12 protein-coding genes are annotated in these 18,830 nt (G+C 61.0%); 1 reads left to right on the top strand and 11 read right to left on the bottom strand.

Going from position 1 to position 18,830, the window contains the following annotated elements:
* Positions 1–4: 4 nt before the first annotated feature.
* The 10 genes from hemE to pilM form a co-directional block, all read right to left on the bottom strand.
* Positions 5–1,072 (bottom strand): uroporphyrinogen decarboxylase, encoded by a 1,068-nt coding sequence (gene hemE, locus CER19_RS09265; RefSeq protein ID WP_116666197.1) that lies wholly within the window; start codon positions 1,070–1,072, stop codon positions 5–7.
* A 238-nt stretch (positions 1,073–1,310) separates the two neighbouring features.
* A complete protein-coding gene (locus tag CER19_RS09260; RefSeq protein ID WP_003187920.1) occupies positions 1,311–2,729 on the bottom strand; it encodes an FAD-dependent oxidoreductase in 1,419 nt (472 codons plus the stop codon).
* Positions 2,730–2,761: 32 nt separating this feature from the next.
* On the bottom strand, positions 2,762–7,207 hold the full coding sequence (gene gltB, locus CER19_RS09255; RefSeq protein WP_003187919.1) for a glutamate synthase large subunit: 4,446 nt from the start codon (positions 7,205–7,207) through the stop codon (positions 2,762–2,764).
* Between the two features lie 352 nt (positions 7,208–7,559).
* Positions 7,560–9,137 (bottom strand): SPOR domain-containing protein, encoded by a 1,578-nt coding sequence (locus CER19_RS09245; protein WP_116666196.1) that lies wholly within the window; start codon positions 9,135–9,137, stop codon positions 7,560–7,562.
* A 9-nt stretch (positions 9,138–9,146) separates the two neighbouring features.
* Positions 9,147–10,247 carry a 3-dehydroquinate synthase gene (gene aroB, locus CER19_RS09240; RefSeq protein WP_069556714.1) on the bottom strand — a complete coding sequence of 367 codons (1,101 nt, stop codon included), beginning with the start codon at positions 10,245–10,247 and terminating at the stop codon, positions 9,147–9,149.
* A gap of 126 nt (positions 10,248–10,373) precedes the next feature.
* Positions 10,374–10,892 (bottom strand): shikimate kinase AroK, encoded by a 519-nt coding sequence (gene aroK / locus CER19_RS09235; RefSeq protein ID WP_003187914.1) that lies wholly within the window; start codon positions 10,890–10,892, stop codon positions 10,374–10,376.
* Positions 10,893–10,896: 4 nt separating this feature from the next.
* On the bottom strand, positions 10,897–12,222 hold the full coding sequence (locus CER19_RS09230; RefSeq protein ID WP_116666195.1) for a type IV pilus secretin PilQ: 1,326 nt from the start codon (positions 12,220–12,222) through the stop codon (positions 10,897–10,899).
* Between the two features lie 69 nt (positions 12,223–12,291).
* Positions 12,292–13,263, bottom strand: a complete 972-nt coding sequence (locus CER19_RS09225; protein WP_116666194.1) for a pilus assembly protein PilP — start codon at positions 13,261–13,263, stop codon at positions 12,292–12,294.
* Positions 13,260–13,811 carry a PilN domain-containing protein gene (locus CER19_RS09220; protein ID WP_073524717.1) on the bottom strand — a complete coding sequence of 184 codons (552 nt, stop codon included), beginning with the start codon at positions 13,809–13,811 and terminating at the stop codon, positions 13,260–13,262. The genes CER19_RS09225 and CER19_RS09220 overlap by 4 nt, the downstream gene beginning before the upstream one ends.
* Positions 13,808–14,464, bottom strand: coding sequence for a type IV pilus assembly protein PilM (gene pilM, locus CER19_RS09215; protein WP_165861619.1), 657 nt, complete (start codon positions 14,462–14,464; stop codon positions 13,808–13,810). Before pilM ends, CER19_RS09220 begins: the two co-directional genes overlap by 4 nt.
* A gap of 233 nt (positions 14,465–14,697) precedes the next feature.
* On the opposite strand from pilM, the gene CER19_RS09210 reads away from it, so the two are divergent.
* Positions 14,698–17,160 carry a penicillin-binding protein 1A gene (locus tag CER19_RS09210; RefSeq protein WP_371921541.1) on the top strand — a complete coding sequence of 821 codons (2,463 nt, stop codon included), beginning with the start codon at positions 14,698–14,700 and terminating at the stop codon, positions 17,158–17,160.
* 246 nt (positions 17,161–17,406) lie between these two features.
* Here CER19_RS09210 and CER19_RS09205 read toward each other — a convergent pair whose 3' ends face one another.
* Entirely contained in the window at positions 17,407–18,675 is a 1,269-nt protein-coding gene (locus CER19_RS09205) for a malic enzyme-like NAD(P)-binding protein (RefSeq protein WP_014716577.1), read from the bottom strand.
* Positions 18,676–18,830 lie beyond the last annotated feature (155 nt).

Genomic DNA, 18,830 nt, shown 5'->3' with positions numbered 1-18,830 from the left:
CGTTTTACTCGTGGTACTGCGCCGACAGTTCGTGCACTGCACGCAGGAACGCGCCGGCATGCTCCGGGTTCACTTCCGGGGTGATACCGTGGCCAAGGTTGAACACGTGGCCACTGCCTTTGCCGTAGCTAGCCAGGATGCGCCCGACTTCGGCACGGATCGCTTCCGGCTTGGCGTACAGCACGGTCGGGTCCATGTTGCCTTGCAGCGCCACCTGGTTGCCGACGCGACGGCGGGCTTCGCCGATATCGCAGGTCCAGTCCAGGCCCAATGCATCGGCGCCAGCATCGGCGATGCTTTCCACCCACAGGCCGCCGCCCTTGGTGAACATGATCACCGGCACTTTACGGCCTTCATGCTCGCGGATCAGGCCGCTGACGATCTTGCGCATGTAGGCCAGGGAAAATTCCTGGTACGCCGCCGCCGACAGGTTGCCGCCCCAGGTATCGAAGATCTGCACCGCTTGCGCACCGGCCATGATCTGGCCGTTGAGGTAAGAGGTCACCGACTGCGCCAGCTTGTCCAGCAACAGGTGCATGGCTTGCGGGTTGTCGTAGAGCATGGCCTTGGTCTTGCGGAAGTCTTTCGACGACCCGCCTTCGACCATGTAGGTGGCCAGGGTCCATGGACTGCCGGAGAAGCCGATCAGCGGCACGCGGCCGTTGAGCTCGCGGCGGATGGTGCTCACAGCATCCATCACGTAGCCCAGGTCTTTGTGTGGGTCAGGGATCGGCAGGGCTTCGATATCAGCGAGGGTGCTGACGACTTTCCTGAAGCGCGGGCCTTCGCCGGTTTCGAAGTACAGGCCTTGGCCCATAGCGTCGGGGATGGTGAGGATATCGGAGAAGAGGATGGCCGCATCCAGTTGTGGATAGCGGTCCAGCGGCTGCATCGTGACTTCGCAGGCGAACGCAGGATTCATGCACAGGCTCATGAAGTCGCCGGCATTGGCGCGACTGGCGCGGTATTCCGGCAGGTAGCGACCGGCTTGACGCATCATCCACACCGGGGTGACGTCTACGGGTTGCTTGAGCAGGGCACGAAGGAAACGGTCGTTCTTGAGGGCAGTCATGTCGGCATCCGCAAAAAAAGTGCGGGCATTTTCTCAGAGCGCGACGCAAAAGGCACGGAATGCACCGTGCCTTTTGTCTATCGGGTCAATTTGTCGCGGTGTCTTGCGGTATGACAGACACCATCAAACCCTATCTGGAATGGGGTTTGTGTGGGAGCTGGCTTGCCTGCGATGGCGGTGGTGAATTCACTATCGCTATCGCAGGCAAGCCAGCTCCCACAGTTGACCGTGTTTCAAATCAAACTTGAAGGTAATCCAGGATGCCTTCGGCGGCATTGCGGCCTTCGAAGATCGCCGTCACTACCAGGTCAGACCCGCGCACCATGTCGCCACCGGCGAAGATCTTCGGGTTGCTGGTCTGGTGCTTGTACTGGCCTTGTTCCGGGGCTACCACGCGGCCCTGGCTGTCGGTCTGGATCTCGAACTGCTCGAACCATGGTGCCGGGCTTGGGCGGAAGCCGAAGGCGATGACCACGGCGTCGGCCGGGATGATCTCTTCGGAACCCGGGATCGGCTCGGGGCTGCGACGGCCACGGGCATCCGGTTCGCCAAGACGGGTCTCGACCACCTTCACACCTTCCACACGGTCTTCACCGACGATGGCGATCGGCTGGCGGTTGTAGAGGAATTTCACGCCTTCTTCCTTGGCGTTCTTCACCTCTTTGCGCGAGCCGGGCATGTTGGCTTCGTCACGGCGATACGCGCAGGTCACCGACTTGGCGCCCTGGCGGATCGAGGTACGGTTGCAGTCCATCGCAGTGTCGCCACCGCCCAGTACCACGACCTTCTTGCCCTTCATGTCGACGAAATCTTCCGGCGACTTTTCAAAGCCCAGGTTGCGGTTGACGTTGGCGATCAGGAAGTCGAGCGCGTCATACACGCCCGGCAAGTCCTCACCGGCAAAGCCGCCCTTCATGTAGGTGTAGGTGCCCATGCCCATGAACACCGCATCGTATTCGGCGAGCAGTTGCTCCATGGTGATGTCTTTGCCGATCTCGGTATTGAGGCGGAACTCGATACCCATGCCGGTGAACACTTCACGACGGTGGCTCAGTACGGTTTTTTCCAGCTTGAATTCAGGGATACCGAAGGTCAGCAGGCCACCGATTTCCGGGTTCTTGTCGAACACCACCGGGGTCACGCCGCCACGCACCAACACGTCGGCACACCCCAGGCCCGCCGGGCCCGCGCCGATGATCGCGACCCGCTTGCCAGTCGGCTTGACCTTGGACATGTCCGGGCGCCAGCCCATGGCGAACGCGGTGTCGGTGATGTACTTCTCCACCGAACCGATGGTTACCGCGCCAAAACCGTCGTTGAGGGTGCAGGCACCTTCACACAAGCGGTCTTGCGGGCACACCCGGCCGCAGACTTCCGGCAGGGTGTTGGTCTGGTGCGATAGCTCGGCGGCGGCGAGGATATTGCCCTCGGCCACCAGTTTGAGCCAGTTGGGAATGAAGTTGTGCACCGGGCACTTCCATTCACAATACGGGTTACCGCACCCCAGGCAGCGGTGGGCCTGGTCGGCTGAGTGCTGGGGTTTGAAGGGTTCGTAGATTTCCACGAACTCTTTCTTGCGTTGACGCAACAGTTTCTTCTTCGGATCTTTGCGCCCGACATCGATGAACTGGAAGTCGTTATTCAGACGTTCAGCCATGTTAAAACCTCATCAAACTGTTCAGGCGCATATCACTGCGGGTTGGCACGGATGCTGGAAAGCAACGATTTCAGGTTGGCAGCCTTGGGTTTGACCAGCCAGAAACGACGCAGGTAATCATCGAGGTTTTCGGCGAGGTTGCGACCCCATTCGCTGCCGGTTTCCTCGACGTACTCGTCCAGCACGTGCTGCAAGTGGTTCCGGTAGGATTCCATGGCTTCGCCGCTGATGCGCTGGATCTCGACCAACTCGTGGTTGACCTTGTCGACGAAGGTGTTGTCCTGGTCAAGCACGTAGGCGAAACCGCCGGTCATGCCCGAACCGAAGTTGTAACCGGTCTTGCCCAGTACCGCGACAAAGCCTCCGGTCATGTACTCGCAGCAGTGATCGCCCGTGCCTTCCACCACGGTGTGGGCACCGGAGTTACGCACGGCGAAACGCTCACCGGCGGTACCTGCGGCAAACAGCTTGCCACCGGTGGCGCCGTACAAGCAGGTGTTGCCGATGATGGCACTGTCCTGGGTCTTGTACACGCTGCCAGCCGGCGGAACGATGACCAGCTTGCCGCCGGTCATGCCCTTGCCCACGTAGTCGTTGGCGTCGCCTTCCAGGTACATGTGCAGGCCACCGGCGTTCCACACGCCGAAGCTCTGGCCCGCAGTGCCCTTGAAGCGGAAGGTAATCGGCGCTTTCGCCATGCCCTGGTTGCCGTGCTTGCGCGCGATTTCGCCGGAGATGCGAGCGCCGATGGAACGGTCGCAGTTGCAGATATCCAGCGCGAATTCGCCACCGCTGGCGTCGTTGATCGAGGAGCCGGCCATTTCGACCATTTTCTCGGCCAGCAGGCCTTTGTCGAACGGTGGGTTGCGGTCCACCTGGCAGAATTGTGGCTTGTCTGCCGGGATGTGATCGCTGCCCAACAGCGGCGTGAGGTCCAGATGTTGTTGCTTGGCGGTCTGGCCTTCGAGGATGTCCAACAGGTCGGTGCGACCGATCAGCTCTTCCAGCGAACGTACGCCCAGCTTGGCCAGCCACTCACGGGTTTCTTCGGCGACGTAGGTGAAGAAATTCACCACCATGTCGACGGTGCCGATGTAGTGATCCTTGCGCAGTTTTTCGTTCTGAGTCGCTACGCCGGTAGCGCAGTTGTTCAGGTGGCAGATACGCAGGTATTTGCAGCCCAGGGCGATCATGGGCGCAGTGCCGAAGCCGAAGCTTTCGGCGCCGAGGATCGCGGCCTTGATCACATCGAGGCCGGTTTTCAGGCCGCCGTCGGTCTGTACTCGCACCTTGCCGCGCAGGTCGTTGCCGCGCAGGGTCTGGTGGGTTTCGGCCAGGCCGAGTTCCCAGGGTGCGCCAGCGTACTTGATCGAGGTCAGCGGCGAAGCGCCGGTGCCGCCATCGTAGCCGGAGATGGTGATCAGGTCGGCATAGGCCTTGGCCACACCGGCGGCAATGGTGCCGACGCCGGCTTCTGCCACCAGTTTCACCGAGACCAGGGCCTGCGGGTTGACTTGTTTGAGGTCGAAGATCAGCTGCGACAAGTCTTCAATCGAGTAGATGTCATGGTGCGGCGGTGGCGAAATCAGGGTCACGCCCGGTACGGCGTAACGCAGCTTGGCGATCAAACCGTTGACCTTGCCGCCTGGCAGTTGCCCCCCCTCACCCGGCTTGGCGCCTTGGGCCACCTTGATCTGCAGCACCTCGGCATTCACCAGGTACTCCGGGGTCACACCGAAACGGCCGGTGGCCACCTGCTTGATCTTCGAGCTTTTGAGCGTGCCGTAGCGCGCTGGGTCCTCACCGCCTTCGCCGGAGTTGGAACGCGCACCCAGGCGATTCATGGCTTCGGCCAGGGCTTCGTGAGCTTCCGGCGACAAGGCGCCCAGGGAAATACCGGCAGAGTCGAAGCGCTTGAGGATCGACTCCAGCGGCTCGACCTGGCTGATGTCCATCGGCGTGTCCAGGGTCTTCACCTTGAACAGGTCGCGGATCATCGACACCGGGCGGTTATCCACCAGGCTCGTGTATTCCTTGAATTTCGCGTAGTCGCCCTGCTGCACGGCGGCTTGCAGGGTGTTGACCACGTCCGGGTTGTACGCGTGGTATTCGCCACCGTGCACGAACTTGAGCAGGCCACCTTGCTGGATCGGCTTGCGCGCGCTCCAGGCCTCCAAGGCCAGGGCTTTTTGCTCGGCTTCGATGTCGACGAAACGCGCACCCTTGATGCGGCTCGGTACGCCACGGAAACTCAGCTCGCAGACTTCTTCGGACAGGCCGATGGCTTCGAACAACTGAGCACCACGGTACGAGGTGACCGTAGAGATACCCATCTTCGACAGGATCTTCAGCAGGCCCTTGGTGATGCCCTTGCGGTAGTTCTTGAACACCTCATAGAGGTCGCCCAGCACTTCACCGGTACGGATCAGGTCACCCAGCACTTCATACGCGAGGAACGGGTACACCGCCGAAGCGCCGAAACCGATCAGCACCGCAAAGTGATGCGGGTCTCGGGCAGTGGCGGTTTCCACGAGGATGTTGGAGTCGCAGCGCAGGCCTTTTTCGGTCAGGCGATGGTGCACCGCACCGGTCGCCAGGGACGCGTGGATCGGCAACTTGCCAGGCGCAATGTGGCGGTCGGTGAGGACGATCTGGGTACGACCGGCCCGCACAGCTTCTTCAGCCTGGTCAGCGACGTTACGCACCGCGGCTTCAAGGCCGAGGCTCTCGTCGTAGTTCAGGTCGATGATCTGACGGTCGAAGCCTGGACGCTCCAGGGTCATCAGCGAGCGCCATTTGGCCGGGGAAATGACCGGCGAGCTAAGAATCACGCGGGACGCATGCTCAGGCGATTCCTGGAAAATGTTGCGCTCGGCACCGAGGCACACTTCCAGGGACATCACGATGGCTTCACGCAGCGGGTCGATCGGTGGGTTGGTCACCTGGGCGAACTGCTGGCGGAAGTAGTCGTACGGCGTGCGCACGCGCTGGGACAACACGGCCATTGGCGTGTCATCGCCCATGGAGCCGACGGCCTCGTAGCCTTGCTCACCGAGCGGGCGCAGCACTTGGTCGCGCTCTTCGAACGTGACCTGGTACATCTTCATGTACTGCTTGAGCTGGTCGACGTCATAGAAAGCCGAACCGTGGTCGTTGTCTTCCATGGTCGCCTGGATACGCAGGGCGTTCTTGCGCAGCCATTGCTTGTACGGGTGACGCGACTTCAAACGGTTGTCGATGGCGTCGGTGTCGAGGATCTGCCCGGTCTCGGTGTCCACGGCCAGGATCTGGCCAGGGCCGACACGGCCTTTGGCGATCACATCTTCTGGTTTGTAGTCCCACACGCCGATTTCCGAGGCGAGGGTGATGAAACCGTTGGTGGTGGTCACCCAACGCGCCGGGCGCAAGCCGTTACGGTCGAGCAGGCACACCGCGTAGCGGCCGTCGGTCATGACCACGCCGGCCGGGCCGTCCCACGGTTCCATGTGCATCGAGTTGTACTCGTAGAACGCACGCAGATCCGGGTCCATGGTTTCGACGTTCTGCCACGCTGGCGGAATGATCATGCGCACGCCACGGAACAGGTCGATGCCGCCGGTGACCATCAGTTCGAGCATGTTGTCCATGCTGGAAGAGTCGGAACCCACACGATTGACCAGCGGGCCGAGCTCTTCCAGGTCCATCAAGTCGTTGGCGAACTTGGTGCGACGGGCCTGGGCCCAGTTGCGGTTGCCAGTGATGGTGTTGATCTCGCCGTTGTGGGCGAGGAAGCGGAATGGCTGGGCCAGCGGCCATTTCGGCAGGGTATTGGTGGAGAAGCGCTGGTGGAACACGCAGATTGCGGTTTGCAGGCGCTCATCGCTCAGGTCTGGATAGAAGGCGGTGAGGTCCGCCGGCATCATCAGGCCTTTATAAATGATGGTCTTGTGGGAAAAGCTGCAGATGTAATGGTCGGTGTCGGCGGCGTTGAGCACCGACGAACGACGACGGGACGTGAACAGCTTGATCGCCATGTCCTGGTCGCTCAGGCCATCGCCTGCGATGAACACTTGTTCGATCTGCGGCAGGCGCTCCAGGGCCAGGCGGCCGAGTACGCTGGTGTCGATGGGCACTTTGCGCCAGCCGACGATCTGCAGGCCGGCGGCGGCGATCTCGCGGTTCATGTTCTCGCGAGCGGCTTCGGCTTTTACCGGGTCCTGGTTGAAAAACACCATACCCACGGCGTACTGCTTGGGCAGTTCAACCGCAAATTGCTCTTTGGCGACAGCGCGCAGGAACTGGTCGGGCTTTTGAATCAGCAAGCCACAGCCGTCACCGGTCTTGCCGTCGGCGTTGATCCCACCGCGGTGGGTCATGCAGGTCAGGGCCTCGATGGCCGTTTGCAAAAGGGTATGACTGGGTTCGCCCTGCATGTGGGCTATCAGGCCGAAACCGCAGTTATCCTTGAATTCATCGGGTTGGTACAGACCTGCTTTCATAGACACTTTCTCACCAGGCTGCCTCTTATATCGAGGCAAATTTCTTTTCAATTCAACCGGTTACCTTCCACGCCGAACGTACGCCGGCTTAGCGGGGGCAAAAGGGAGGTCATTGTACACACCGACACAGACGCTCACAAATTTAGCGACGAAATGTCGAAAATCTATGTCGCATTTATGAAAGGTTTAAAGCGACATGCTGTGCTAGTCAAAACTTTTTTAATTCTGACCGCTACGACTCAAAAGCCACTGTGACGCAGACACCACAAAGCGCGCGGTCTCGGGAGACTGCACGCACTTGCGGATTTTTTTGAGGTGCCGGGAGGGCGGCCTGGGTAAGGCCGCCGGATCTTCAGCGAGTTGCTGCCAGTTCTTGTTGAACGCTGGCAACAGTGCGAGGCCAAGGTTTACCAGCCTGAACCTTCGCTGGCAAGGCTTTGATGGCAGAATCGGCTGCGGCGCGGCTTGGGAAGCTGCCGTATGTGATCACGTAGAGAGGCTTGCCGTTGAGCACTTTCTTGAAATAACGGTACTGGCCGCCCTGCTCCTTGACGAACGCCTGGGCGTTGGCTTCGGAGCTGGTGCCGAGGATTTGCACCACAAAGTTACCGGTAGGCTGGCTGCTGTACCAGCTGCTGCCAGCAGCGCCGGCCTTGGCAACGGTGGCGGCTGGTTTTTCCGCAGGCTTGGCGGCCGGGGCTGGTTTGGCGGCTGGCGTCGGGGCGACAGGCTTGGTCACCGGAGCAGGCTTGGCGGTGGCAACGGTCGGCGCCGGAGTCGGAGCTGGCTTGGCGACCGGAGCAACCGGCGTCGCTGGCACACCGGCCGGTACGCCTGCAGGTGGCGCGGTGGTGGTCACGGTCGGCGGCGTGGCGCTGGAGCCTTCCACCGGCACGCCGTCGTCGCCTTCGGAGATGCCACCGGCTTCTTCGGCCAGCGGGCCGCGCATCACAGGTTGGCCGACCATCGGCAGGTTGGTCGGTTGGCCGGAGTTGGCAAACTCGACGTTTGGCGTGGGCTTGCCCAGTGGCAACTGCGCCTGTTCGGTTGGCGCGCCGGTGGTTGTCGGTGCTTTGTTGCGGCCCGGGATCAACCAGGCGGCGGCAACAGCGACCACGACAACGGCGGAAATAGCCAATACGTGCTTCTTAGGCATAGTGAACCCCATCTTTGGACGCTTGACCGCAGAGCGGCTGGCAATCATGGCTTCGATCATGGCATCGCGGGCAACCTGGTTGATGTTTCCAGGCCAGCCATCGGAGCTTTCGTGAATATCAGAGATCTGCGCAGCGGTGAAAAGTTCGATACCCGCCCCGGCTCCTTCAAGACGTTGCGCCAGGTATTCGCGGGTTTCTTCCTCTTCGTACGGCTGCAACTCGATGACGTGGAACAGCTCCTGCTCACCACTGATCTGCTCCAGATCGGCGATCAGCGACGACTCACCGAACAGGAACACATGCGGGCGACCTTCCGGCGTACCCGCCGCCAGCGCCAGCAGGGCTTCCAAGGCGGATTCGTCGAGCTGCTCGGCATCGTCTACCAGCAGGTAGACTTCCTGGCCGGTCAAGCCCAGTTGCACCACCTGCTTGAGAATCGCGTTCGGCTCAGCATTAGAGACGTCCAACGCCTGCGCTACCTGACGCAGTACGCCGGCCGCATCACCGGCACCGCGGGCCGATACCACCACGCTCTGCACCGATTGCTTGTTGGTGCTGGCCACCAGCGCCTGGCGCAGCAAGGTCTTGCCGCTGCCCAGAGGGCCGGTGACCACCAGCAGCAACTGGCTGTAGCGCGCGAGGTGATGCAACTGCCCTAGTACCGGCTTGCGCTGGGCGGGGAAGAATTTGAAACCCGGCACCCGTGGAGCAAAGGGGTCGTGGCTCAAGTGGTAATGGCCGAGGAACGCCTCGTCGGCATGCAAACTAGTCATCGGGTCTTATTAACCTTTGAGCTGGGCCAGGGCGCGGTAATCCGCTCCCAGCGTGGCCTGTAGAATCTCTTTTGGATAATCGTCGGTCACCACGGCTTCGCCCATGTGGCGCAGCAGTACCAGTCGAAGTCGACCGTCGATCACTTTCTTGTCTATCGCCATATGTTCAAGGAAATCCGCCTCGGTCATCTCCGCGGGCGGAACAACCGGCAAACCGGCGCGCTGGAACAGGCGGATACCGCGATCACGCTCTTGGGCGCTGATCCAGCCCAAGCGCTGCGACATGTCCAATGCCATTACCGTGCCAGCCGCTACGGCTTCCCCATGCAACCACACACCATAGCCCATGTGCGTTTCGATCGCATGGCCGAAGGTGTGGCCCAGGTTCAGCGTGGCCCGCACACCGGACTCGCGCTCGTCGGCATTGACTACCAGCGCCTTGGCCGCGCATGAGCGGGAAATCGCCTCGGTAAGCGCCACCTGGTCGAGGCCGCGCAAGGCGTCCATATGTTCTTCCAGCCAGGTCAGGAACGGCTCATCGCAAATCAGGCCGTACTTGATGACTTCCGCCAGGCCCGCCGACAGCTCGCGCGGCGGCAAGGTATTGAGGGTAGCGGTGTCGATAAGCACAGCCTGAGGCTGGTAGAACGCGCCGACCATGTTCTTGCCCAGCGGGTGGTTGATACCGGTCTTGCCGCCCACCGACGAATCGACCTGGGACAGCAAGGTGGTCGGCACCTGGATGAAATCCACGCCGCGCTGGTAGCAGGCCGCGGCAAAACCGGCCATGTCGCCAATCACCCCGCCGCCCAGGGCGACCACAGTGGTTCGACGGTCATGGCGTGCGGTCAGCAGGCCATCAAAGATCAGTTGCAGGGTTTCCCAGTTTTTGTGGGCTTCGCCGTCAGGCAACACCACGGAGATCACCGAGTACGCCGCCAGGCTGCGGCTCAAACGCTCAAGATACAGCGGCGCGACCGTTTCGTTGGAGATGATCGCCACCTGTCGGCCGGCAATATGCGGCGCAAGCAGTTCGGGCTGGTCCAACAGACCTGCGCCAATGTGGATCGGGTAGCTGCGCTCGCCTAGATCGACCTTAAGTGTCTGCATGTGTCCCCGCGTTGAAGATGTATTGACGACCGGCACTGTCGATATCTCGACACCACCTGGTGGCTCTACGCCATACCTTACAGGGTGATGGCGCGCCGCCGAGAATAGCGCATTTCTGGCCAGGCTTTAACGGGGTGGCAACCGTTGCAGGCGCTCAAGGATGTCGAGCACGACCATCCGAGGTGGCCGTTCATCGGTTTCCACCACCAGATCGGCGATTTCCCGATACAGCGGATCGCGCAGCGCCAGCAGGTCCCGCAGGGTTTTGGCCGGGTCGGCGGTGCGCAGCAACGGGCGATTGCGATCACGGGCGGTACGGCCCACCTGCTGCTCGACCGACGCGTGCAAATACACCACCCGACCACCGGCATGCAGCGCCCGACGGTTTTCATCGCGCATGACAGCGCCACCACCGGTTGCTAATACCACGCCATCGCAACCGCACAGCTCGGCAATCATCGCCTGCTCGCGGTCACGGAAGCCCAGCTCGCCTTCTTTATCGAAGATCCATGGGATATTGGCACCCGTGCGCAATTCAATTTCCTTGTCGGAATCTTTGAACGGCAGGCGCAGCTCTTTGGCCAGCAAACGGCCGATGGTGCTTTTTCCAGCCCCCATCGGCCCTACAAGAATCAAATTTCGCACAGAATCAACGACTCACAGCAATCGCCTGGTTATTCATGATACGCGGAGTCAGGAATACCAGCAGCTCGGATTTTTTCTCCGCCAGCACATCGCGCCGGAAAAGGCGGCCAAGATACGGCACATCGCCCAAAAATGGCACTTTATCTACCACTTTGCTTTGGGTGTTGGAGAAAACCCCGCCAATGACGATGGTCTCGCCATCCCTGACCAGAACCTTGGCGTTGACCTCGTTTTTCTTGATCGGCGGCACGTCATTGAGGCGGTTCAGGTAGTCGGGCTCATCCTTGGTGACCTTGACCGCCATGATCACATGGTCGTCGGGGGTGATTTGCGGCGTGACTTCAAGCGACAGCGAAGCCTCTTTGAACGACACCGAGGTGGCACCCTGGGAGGTGGATTCCTGGTAAGGAATCTCCGTGCCCTTGAGGATGCGTGCAGTCTCTTTGTCGGAGGTGACGACCTTGGGCTGCGAGACGATCTCGCCGTTGCCAGTTTTTTCCATGGCGGTCAGCTCAAGGTCCAGCAACAGGTTGTCGGTGATGTAGGCGATCCCCAGGCCCGAGGTTCCGGCCAGCGACCCCAAGTCGACAAAGGGTGAGCTGGGCGGGTTTTGCGGCGGCTCGGCGCCGTCTGCCTGCGGCTTGGCAATACCGCCAACGCCGCCGTTGCCACGGGTAAGCCGTCCACCCCAGCGCACGCCCAGGCTTTTGTCGTAGTCGACATTGGCCTCCACAATCCGCGCCTCGATCATGACCTGGCGTACCGGGATATCCAGCTGCGCCACGATGCGCCGCAGCTCTTCGAGCCGCTCGCCAGTCTGGTAGGCGATGATGTTGTTGGTGCGGTCATCCACCGCCACCGAACCGCGCTCATCGGTGGCGCCCTCAAAGCCGGTCACCGACTGAAACAGCTTGGCCAGGTCGGCGGCCTTGGCGTAATTGACCTGCAGCAGCTCCCGCCGCAAGGGCGCGAGCTCAGCCATCTGCTTGCGCGACTCCAGCATCAACAGCTCTCGGGCAGCCAATTCATCGGCGGGCGCCACCAGCAACACACCCGCCTTGACTCGCTTGTCCAAGCCCTTGGTTTGCAACACCAGGTCCAGCGCCTGGTCCCACGGCACATCCTTGAGCCGCAAGGTGATCGAGCCCTGCACCTCATCGCTGGTCACCAGGTTGAGCCCAGCGACATCAGCGATTTGCTGCAATACCGCGCGCAGGTCGATGTCCTGGAAGTTCAGAGTCAGTTTGGCGCCTGTATAGCTGACCGACAAGGCACTGTCGGGCGGCGGCAGTTGGATCAGGTCCAGGCGATTGGGCACAGCAGCAGCCATCGGTGCCGTGAACGCTATCCATAGCGCCACACCGAAGGACAAGAAGGTCCTTTTCATTGTTTGATTCCGTTATGAGTTGACGTTCAGCACAAGGGTTCGCGGGCGCTCCAGCCAGGCACCCTGTCCATCGGGAAACAGCTCGACCAGCTCGACAGCAGCGTCTTGAATGGCCGTGACCTGGCCATGGTCCGGCCCCAAATAATCACCCACCGCCAGCCGATACACCCTGGCCCCAGCCCGCAGTAAGGCAAAGGCCTGCGCACCACGGGACAACGTGCCGACCATTTCGAACTGTTCGAGACGCATACCCTCCAACAGTCCCCGTGGCCGGGTGAAATCCGGGGCAAGGGCCGGGCGGCCCGGAACGTGGGCTGCCTGCAAGGCGGGCGGCGTGAACGGGTCGCGCAAGGACGAGGGCTCGTAGACAAACAGCGGCCCTGGGTCGAGCACCTGACGGGCCTTGCCGTTTTGCAGGGTGCTGCGATAGGTCTTGGCGAGCATGTTCAGACGTAACAAGGCGCCCTGATGCCCAAGCGTAACGTCCTGCACGGTGACTACCCGAGGCAACCCACCCAAGGCACTGACAAACGTCGCCAGGTCGTGGTAAGCCCCGGAGGCGCTTACCTGCATGGGTTGTTCGATATAAAGCTGCCGAGGCGCTTCATCCAGCACGGTGATGCCTTCGACCCACACCCCATGGGCAGCCGCCAGCCGGGCGATGTCTTCCAACACGGCAGGCACCTCGGACTCGCCGGGTAATTGCCCTAGAAGGCTGGCAATCTGGCCTTCCATGCTCCGGACCTGCCGGGTGCGCAGCTCAAGGCTCGCGGCCAGGCCGGTCTTTTCTGTGAGTTGCTGCTGCAGCGCCTGCTCCCGCGCCTCAAGCCCGTGCAATTGCTCCCGCTGCGGCCCCCCATGCGAAACCTCGCCTATCACCAGCACTAGGCCGGCCAGCGCACAGCCAAGCAGCACCTTGCCCGGCAGGGACCATTTAGCAGCGTTGTAAGAGAGCGTGGAAAAATCGAGCCTGGGCAGGCTCACGGCTGCGCCTCGCTGGATTCTCCCTGGCGCACCATCAGCTGAAATTCACTTTCGCCGCGCGCACCTTCGGCCTGCACGCGCTGCAGACGGGTTGAACTGGAACCGTGGGTTGGCTTGAGCTGCTGCATCAAACGGGCGATATCCTGGTTGCTTTCAGCCGTGCCGCGAATGCTGATGGTGTCGCCGTTCGCAACCACCTCATGCAGATGGACACCTTCAGGCACCGCGCGAGCCAATTGCTCGAACAATCGGGCCCCGGAAGAGCGGGCATCGTGCAGGTCCTGAACCACCTTCATGCGTTCGGCCAGTTGCTGGCTTCGCTCCTGCAAATCGTCAATGGTCCTGATCCGCGAGTCCTGGGTGGCGATGTGCTCTTCCAGGCGGCTGTTGCGGCTTACCTGCCGGTCTATCGCCTGGTCGATCACTTGATCAGCCAACCACAGTGCCGCGAGCGCCACGCAGGCAAACGCCAGCAATAGCACCAACAGGTATTTGCGCCTGCGCTCCGCCAGGGCCTGGCGCCAAGGCAAAAGATTGATTCGTGTCATCCAGCGAAACTCCTCAGGGCCAGCCCGCAAGCCACTCCCATCCCTTGGGCCTCCAAGGCCCATTGTGCACCATCGACTCTATGACCCGGCGTGAAGCTGGCAAAATCCTGAAGGCAAGCGCGCTGCAATGCAAACCCTTCTACATCGACCCCCCGCGGCACCAGCCCCGCCAGGGCCAAAACCGCCTCGCGCGCTTCGACCTGCTCGCGCAGGCACGCCACCAGCATCACCTCCACCCACTGTGGGCCTTGAGCCGATGGCCCTTGAACCTGAAAGTCGATGGCCACTTCATCCAATGGATAAGGGATGAACTGGTCGGCTTCCATCTGGATCTTCCAGGCCATTTCCTCATCGCTCAGACCCGCGTCCATTTCGATCAACCGGGTAATCACCGAAGGGCCTGCAACCGCCACGGCGGCGTACCGGGCCGAGGAACCCAAGCGCGAGAGCGCCTGTTGCAGCGCCCGGCCCACACCCTCAAGGTCCAGCAGGGTGCCGTCGACCATCGCGTGGGGCGCCAGCACTTGTGTGGCGTAGCCCTGGACGCTGAAACCGCCGGATGAACGGCCCAGTTCGATCAGCTTGATGCCGCTGTCATTGATATCGACCCCCAACACCGTGTCGACTTTTCGCCTGAAAAATCCCTTTCCCATAAAACTCCCCAAAACTTTCCCTGTCATACCGGCTGTCATCTCGCCTGATTGCTGCCAGGCACCTTGCATTCGGTCGGCTTGTTCAAGGCTCGCGAATGACGCCCTAAGCCGAAAAATGCTTTAATGCCCAGCGTTTTTTCCCGCTTTTTATCTGCTGCCCGGGTCGATCCATCGTTTGCCATGCATGCCCCGACGCGTAACTCTTTCTTTTCTCTGGAAATCCAAAAGCCTTGATTCGTCTGCTGAAGTTTTTCGGGTACTCCATTGTCGCCATCGTCTGCGGGCTGCTGCTCGTATTCAGCGGGGCCTACCTCTACCTTAGTCCGGGTTTGCCCTCCGTAGAGGCCCTCAGAAGTATCCAGTTGCAGATTCCTTTGCGGGTCTACAGCAGCGATGACAAGTTGATCGCGGAGTTCGGCGAAATGCGCCGTACACCGATCCGTTTCGCCGACATTCCACCCAATTTCATCAGCGCTTTGCTGTCTGCCGAAGACGATAATTTCGCCAACCACTACGGCGTAGACCCCAGCAGCCTGGTGCGTGCAGCCACGCAGTTGGTAAAAAGCGGACACATTCAATCGGGCGGCAGCACCATCACCATGCAGGTGGCGAAGAACTTCTTCCTCACCAGCGAGCGCAGCTTTTCCCGCAAGGCCACCGAAATCCTGCTGGCACTGCAGATCGAACGCCAGCTGACCAAGGATGAAATCCTCGAGCTGTACGTCAACAAAATCTACTTGGGCAACCGCGCCTACGGCATCGAGGCCGCGTCCCAGGTCTACTACGGCAAGTCGATTCGTGACGCCAGCCTGGCGCAGATGGCCATGATTGCTGGCCTGCCCAAGGCACCTTCGCGCTTCAACCCGCTGGCCAACCCGGCGCGCAGCAAAGAACGCCGCGACTGGATCCTGGGCCGCATGTACAAGCTGGGCAAGATCGACCAGGCCGCTTATGAAAGCGCCGTGGCCGAGCCGCTGAACGCCAGCTATCACGTGCCGACGCCGGAAGTGAATGCGCCCTATATCGCTGAAATGGCCCGCGCCGAGATGGTTGGTCGTTATGGCAGCGAGGCCTACACCGAAGGTTTCCGAGTGACCACGACGGTACCGAGCAACTTGCAGGAAATCGCCAACCATTCGGTACATGAAGGCCTGATCACTTATGACCAGCGTCACGGCTACCGTGGTCCCGAGTCGCGCCTGCCGGGCAAGACCCTGAGTGCCTGGACCACCGAATTGGGCAAACAGCGCTCGATCAGCGGCCTGGATCCGGCCATCGTTACCCAGGTATCGAAAGACGGTATCCAAGTGCTGACCCGCTCTGGCGAAGCCCATGTAGCTTGGGACAGCATGAAGTGGGCACGCCCGTTCCTGAACACCAACAGCATGGGCCCGATGCCCAAGCAGCCATCCGACGTAGCCCAGGTGGGTGATTTGATCCGCGTGCAACGCCAGAAGGATGACAGCCTCAAATTCAGCCAGGTGCCGATCGCCCAGGGCGCCCTGGTGTCCCTGGACCCGCAGAACGGTGCGATCCGCGCGCTGGTCGGCGGTTTTGCCTTTGAGCAGAGCAACTATAACCGCGCCACCCAGGCCAAGCGCCAGCCGGGCTCCAGCTTCAAGCCGTTTGTCTACAGTGCCGCGCTGGACAACGGCTACACCGCCGCCAGCCTGGTCAACGACGCGCCAATCGTGTTTGTCGATGAATACCTGGACAAGGTCTGGCGTCCGAAGAATGACACCAACACGTTCCTTGGCCCGATCCGCATCCGCGAGGCGCTGTACAAGTCGCGCAACCTGGTGTCGATCCGCCTGCTGCAGGCGATGGGCGTAGGCAAGACCATCGACTACATGACGCGCTTTGGCTTCGCCAAGTCGGACCTGCCGCCGAACCTGTCCCTGGCCCTGGGCACCGCAACCCTCACGCCGATGGAAATCGCCACCGGCTGGAGCACCTTTGCCAACGGCGGCTACAAGATCGCGCCTTACCTGATCGACAAGATCGAAAGCCGCAATGGCGACACCCTGTTCACTGCCAACCCCCCACGGGTACCGGGTGATGTGGTCAATGGCGTGGCCGCAACCGACGGTCTCGCGGCCCCGGCTAACGACGGTATTACCATCGAGCCGACGCCAGGCACGCCGTCGGCCGCAAACGCCAGCGCACCGGCCGAACCGCAAGCGCCAGCGGTTGCCGAGCGCATTGTGGATGGCCGTACTACCTACATCCTCAACAGCATCCTGCAAGACGTGATCAAGAAGGGCACCGGCCGCCGCGCATTGGCCCTGGGCCGTGCGGATATCGCTGGCAAGACCGGTACCACCAACGAGTCCAAGGACGCCTGGTTCTCTGGCTACAACGGCGACTACGTGACCACCGTGTGGACCGGCTATGACCAACCGGAAAGCCTGGGCCGCCGTGAATTCGGTGGCACCGTCGCCCTGCCGATCTGGATGAGTTACATGGGCGCCGCCCTCAAGGACAAGCCGCTGCACACCCAGCCGGAGCCGGAAGGCATCCTCAGCCTGCGCATCGACCCGATCAGTGGCCGTGCGGCCTCGCCGAGCACGCCGAATGCGTACTTCGAGCTGTTCAAGAGCGAAGACACACCGCCGTCGGTCAACGAACTGGGCAACGGCGCAGTGCCGGGCAGCCCACTACCAGCGGATGAAGGCGCGCCGATCGACCTGTTCTGACGGCTTTGCGGCCTGGAGCAAGTCCTAATGCCAGTCAGTGAAGGCTTTTTGTAGGAGCGAGCTTGCTCGCGAAAAATTCACAGGCGCCGCGTTCATTCAGGAAGTACGCGTTATCGTTGACGTTTTTTCGCGAGCAAGCTCGCTCCTACATAGGGTGGACCTGCACAGGCGCTCGTGAATTGCCAGCCACAAAAAAGCCCCGACTGATCACTCAGCCGGGGCTTTTTGTTGGTGCGCTATAACGGCTTAGCCGTTGAACACATCATCCACGCTCTGCAGCGGGTAGTTCTTTGGATACGGCAGGGTAGCCACGCCAGTCTCGATAGCGGCCTTGGCCACGGCATCGGAGATCAGGGTGATCAGGCGCTTGTCCATTGGTTTTGGAATGATGTACTCACGACCGAACTCCAGCTTGGCGCCACCGTAGGCGTCGCACACGTCCTGAGGTACCGGCAGCTTGGCCAGTTCACGCAGGGCGTTGGCGGCAGCCACTTTCATTTCTTCGTTGATGCGCTTGGCGCGAACGTCCAGGGCACCACGGAAGATGAACGGGAAGCCCAATACGTTGTTGACCTGGTTCGGGTAGTCCGAACGGCCGGTGGCCATGATCACGTCGCTGCGAGTGGCGTGGGCCAGCTCAGGAGAGATTTCCGGATCCGGGTTCGAGCAGGCGAACACGATAGGGTTCGGCGCCATGGATTTGAGGCCTTCAGCGCTCAGCAGGTTCGGGCCGGACAGGCCAACGAACACGTCCGCACCGTCGAGGGCGTCAGCCAGGGTGCGCTTGGAGGACGGATGGGCAAACATCGCCTTGTACTGGTTCAGATCGGTACGCTCGGACTGGATCACGCCCTTGCTGTCGACCATATAGATGTTTTCCAGCTTAGCGCCCATGCTGATGATCAGCTTCATGCAGGAAATGGCCGCAGCACCGGCGCCCAGGCAGACGATCTTCGCCTCTCCCAGGGTTTTGCCAGCAATTTCCAGGGCGTTGATCATGCCGGCTGCGGTAACGATCGCGGTGCCGTGCTGGTCATCGTGGAATACCGGAATGTCGCACTGCTCGATCAGGGCCTTTTCGATCTCGAAGCACTCAGGCGCCTTGATGTCTTCCAGGTTGATGCCACCGAATGTGATGGAAATGCGCTTGACGGTGTCGATGAACGCCTGCGGGCTTTCGGAATCGACTTCGATGTCGAAAACGTCGATACCGGCAAAGCGCTTGAACAGCACGCCCTTGCCTTCCATGACTGGCTTGGAAGCCAATGGGCCGAGGTTACCCAGGCCAAGAATCGCGGTGCCATCGGAAATCACTGCAACCAGGTTGCCTTTGCCGGTGTACTTGTACGCCAGCTCTGGGTCACGGGCGATTTCACGTACGGGTTCGGCAACACCAGGGCTGTAGGCCAGCGACAGGTCGCGGGCAGTGGCAGTGGCTTTGGTGAGCTCTACACTCAGCTTTCCTGGACGAGGATTGGCATGGTATTCGAGAGCGGCAGTTTTCAAATCAGACATATCGGCATTCCGCTTTTACTGTTGGTCGACGGACCGCCGAGGATACGCGTGTCGTAAAGTCCCTACAAGACTGGGCAGTCACAGGTGTCAAGGGCCCTGGGCTACGACTTTTGGCCAAGAGCCACGGGATACAAGGGCTCAACTGTTCACAATCG

It is taken from the genome of Pseudomonas sp. GL93 (assembly GCF_003408955.1).
GTDB lineage: Bacteria > Pseudomonadota > Gammaproteobacteria > Pseudomonadales > Pseudomonadaceae > Aquipseudomonas > Aquipseudomonas paracarnis.
The sequence above is the reverse complement of the archived record's forward strand: the minus strand, read 5'-3'. Positions and strand labels throughout refer to the sequence as shown.

Bases quoted from the DNA above. Each gene is read 5' to 3' on its own strand.
- aroB (WP_069556714.1), bottom strand. From the start codon at position 10,247: ATGCAGACACTTAAGGTCGATCTAGGCGAGCGCAGCTACCCGATCCAC.
- CER19_RS09220 (WP_073524717.1), bottom strand. From the start codon at position 13,811: ATGACACGAATCAATCTTTTGCCTTGGCGCCAGGCCCTGGCGGAGCGC.
- CER19_RS09260 (WP_003187920.1), bottom strand. From the start codon at position 2,729: ATGGCTGAACGTCTGAATAACGACTTCCAGTTCATCGATGTCGGGCGC.
- hemE (WP_116666197.1), bottom strand. From the start codon at position 1,072: ATGACTGCCCTCAAGAACGACCGTTTCCTTCGTGCCCTGCTCAAGCAA.
- CER19_RS09230 (WP_116666195.1), bottom strand. From the start codon at position 12,222: ATGGCTGCTGCTGTGCCCAATCGCCTGGACCTGATCCAACTGCCGCCG.
- gltB (WP_003187919.1), bottom strand. From the start codon at position 7,207: ATGAAAGCAGGTCTGTACCAACCCGATGAATTCAAGGATAACTGCGGT.
- CER19_RS09205 (WP_014716577.1), bottom strand. From the start codon at position 18,675: ATGTCTGATTTGAAAACTGCCGCTCTCGAATACCATGCCAATCCTCGT.
- pilM (WP_165861619.1), bottom strand. From the start codon at position 14,464: ATGGGAAAGGGATTTTTCAGGCGAAAAGTCGACACGGTGTTGGGGGTC.
- CER19_RS09245 (WP_116666196.1), bottom strand. From the start codon at position 9,137: ATGACTAGTTTGCATGCCGACGAGGCGTTCCTCGGCCATTACCACTTG.